The sequence below is a fragment of the Novosphingobium kalidii genome, assembly GCF_040534015.1.
Classification (GTDB): Bacteria; Pseudomonadota; Alphaproteobacteria; order Sphingomonadales; family Sphingomonadaceae; genus Novosphingobium; species Novosphingobium kalidii.
In genome coordinates, this window is sequence record NZ_JBEWLY010000007.1 from 280,001 (window position 1) to 283,190 (window position 3,190).

The window sequence follows — 3,190 nt, forward strand, 5'->3', positions numbered from 1 at the left end:
GTGGATGCCTTGGCATGTACAGGCGATGAAGGACGTGGCACGCTGCGATAAGCGTCGGGGAGTTGTGAGCAAACTTTGATCCGGCGATTTCCGAATGGGGAAACCCACCTTCACCATTTCATTCGAACGTCGTTCGCGACGGTTGAGTGAGGTGGATAAGGTATCACCGAGTTGAATACATAGACTTGGTGAAGCGAACCCGGGGAACTGAAACATCTAAGTACCCGGAGGAAAAGACATCAACCGAGATTCCGTTAGTAGTGGCGAGCGAACGCGGACCAGGCCAGTGCCTTCATTTCAACTAGCAGAACACTTTGGGAAGAGTGGCCATAGCGGGTGACAGCCCCGTATGCGAAAGTGATAATGAAGGACTCGAGTAGGGCGGGACACGTGAAATCCTGTCTGAACATGGGGGGACCACCCTCCAAGCCTAAATACTCGTACATGACCGATAGCGAACAAGTACCGTGAGGGAAAGGTGAAAAGCACCCCGATGAGGGGAGTGAAACAGTACCTGAAACCGAATGCTTACAAGCAGTTGGAGCTCCATAGGGAGTGACAGCGTACCTCTTGCATAATGGGTCAGTGACTTAATTTATCGAGCAAGCTTAAGCCGTTAGGTGTAGGCGTAGCGAAAGCGAGTCTGAATAGGGCGCATGAGTTCGATGAATTAGACCCGAAACCCGGCGATCTAGGCATGACCAGGTTGAAGGTGCGGTAACACGCACTGGAGGACCGAACCGTTGAATGTTGAAAAATTCTCGGATGAGTTGTGTTTAGGGGTGAAAGGCCAATCAAGCCGGGAAATAGCTGGTTCTCCGCGAAATCTATTGAGGTAGAGCGTCGGATGATTGCCGTTGGGGGTAGAGCACTGGATGGGCTAGGGGGTCGCGAGATCTACCAAACCTAACCAAACTCCGAATACCAACGAGTCTAGTCCGGCAGACAGACGGCGGGTGCTAAGGTCCGTCGTCAAAAGGGAAACAGCCCTAACCTACAGCTAAGGTCCCCAAGTCATCACTAAGTGGGAAAGCATGTGGGAATCCCAAAACAACCAGGAGGTTGGCTTAGAAGCAGCCATCCTTTAAAGAAAGCGTAACAGCTCACTGGTCTAAATAAGGGTTCCTGCGGCGAAAATGTAACGGGGCTCAAGTGATGCACCGAAGCTTAGGGTGTGATCGTTTACGATCACGCGGTAGCGGAGCGTTCCGTAAGCGGATGAAGCGCAAGGGTAACCGAGCGTGGACGTATCGGAAGTGCGAATGCTGACATGAGTAGCGATAAAGAGGGTGAGACACCCTCTCGCCGAAAGACCAAGGGTTCCTGCTTAAAGCTAATCTGAGCAGGGTGAGCCGGCCCCTAAGACGAGCCCGAAGGGGGTAGTCGATGGGAACCACGTTAATATTCGTGGGCCTGGTGGTGTGTGACGGATCATGTGTGTTGTCTGACCTTATTGGATTGGTCAGGCTTCGAAATGGTTCCAGGAAATAGCCCCACCGTATAGACCGTACCCGAAACCGACACAGGTGGTCAGGTAGAGTATACCAAGGCGTTTGAGAGAAGTATCCTGAAGGAACTCGGCAAATTGCCTCCGTACCTTCGGAAGAAGGAGGCCCTGTTATTGCGCAAGCAGTAGCAGGGGGCACAGGCCAGGGGGTAGCGACTGTTTAGCAAAAACACAGCACTCTGCTAAGTCGGCTTCAAGACGACGTATAGGGTGTGACGCCTGCCCGGTGCTCGAAGGTTAAGAGGAGGAGTGCAAGCTCCGAATTGAAGCCCGAGTAAACGGCGGCCGTAACTATAACGGTCCTAAGGTAGCGAAATTCCTTGTCGGGTAAGTTCCGACCTGCACGAATGGCGTAACGACTTCCCCACTGTCTCCAGGATATGCTCAGCGAAATTGAATTCTCCGTGAAGATGCGGAGTACCCGCGGTTAGACGGAAAGACCCCGTGCACCTTTACTGCAGCTTCAGAGTGGCATTAGGAAATAACTGTGTAGCATAGGTGGGAGGCTTTGAAGCGACGGCGCCAGCTGTCGTGGAGCCATAGGTGAAATACCACCCTGTTGTTTTCTGATGTCTAACCTCGCACCGTTAGCCGGTGCAGGGACCCTCTGTGGCGGGTAGTTTGACTGGGGCGGTCGCCTCCTAAAGAGTAACGGAGGCGCGCGATGGTAGGCTCAGGACGGTTGGAAACCGTCTGCAAGAGTGCAATGGCATAAGCCTGCCTGACTGCGAGACTGACGAGTCGAGCAGAGACGAAAGTCGGTCATAGTGATCCGGTGGTCCCTCGTGGAAGGGCCATCGCTCAACGGATAAAAGGTACGCCGGGGATAACAGGCTGATGATTCCCAAGAGCTCATATCGACGGAATCGTTTGGCACCTCGATGTCGGCTCATCACATCCTGGGGCTGGAGCAGGTCCCAAGGGTTTGGCTGTTCGCCAATTAAAGTGGTACGTGAGCTGGGTTCAGAACGTCGCGAGACAGTTTGGTCCCTATCTGCCGTGGGCGTCGATACTTGAGAGGAGTTGTCCCTAGTACGAGAGGACCGGGATGAACATGCCTCTGGTGTACCTGTCGTGGCGCCAGCCGCGCAGCAGGGTAGCTATGCATGGACGGGATAACCGCTGAAAGCATCTAAGCGGGAAGCCTCCCTCGAGATTAGGTATCATCGAGTCGTGATAGACCATCACGTTGATAGGCCGGGTGTAGAAGCAGGGTAACTTGTGGAGCTAACCGGTCCTAATCACTCTGTTCATGCTTGTTGGATCCCACCATCAATGACAGTCCTGCCAAAAGCAGCGTCGTTGATCCGGACGATAAACCAGCCAGATACACATCATCAAAAGACTGCACGGACCATCGATTAAAAACCCGATACGAAACGCGCGCCCGCTCCATTGCTTGGTGGCCATAGCGTCAGTGACCCACCCGATCCCATCTCGAACTCGGCCGTGAAACCTGACAGCGCCAATGGTACTAACGCTCAAGCGTTGGAAGAGTAGGACGTCGCCAGGCATTGAAGCAGGCGCGCAACTCGCATCGGATAAAACCCATTCACAAATCAGGGCTGACAAAGCCTTAAAAGAGGGCCCACGTGGCCCTCGTCGCGTCTCCAGCAGACGCAACCCGGCTGAACCATCAGCCACACAAATCACGCGGGGTGGAGCAGCCCGCCGCCCGGATCG

The 3,190-nt window shown here is 54.0% G+C and carries 2 rRNA genes (1 of these 2 only partly in view); both read left to right on the forward strand.

What is annotated here, in order from left to right:
• Positions 1 to 2,768 (forward strand): 23S ribosomal RNA (locus tag ABVV53_RS03210) (it extends 23 nt beyond the left edge of the window).
• Between the two features lie 137 nt (positions 2,769 to 2,905).
• Positions 2,906 to 3,020: ribosomal RNA gene (gene rrf, locus ABVV53_RS03215) — 5S ribosomal RNA — on the forward strand.
• Positions 3,021 to 3,190: the final 170 nt, after the last annotated feature.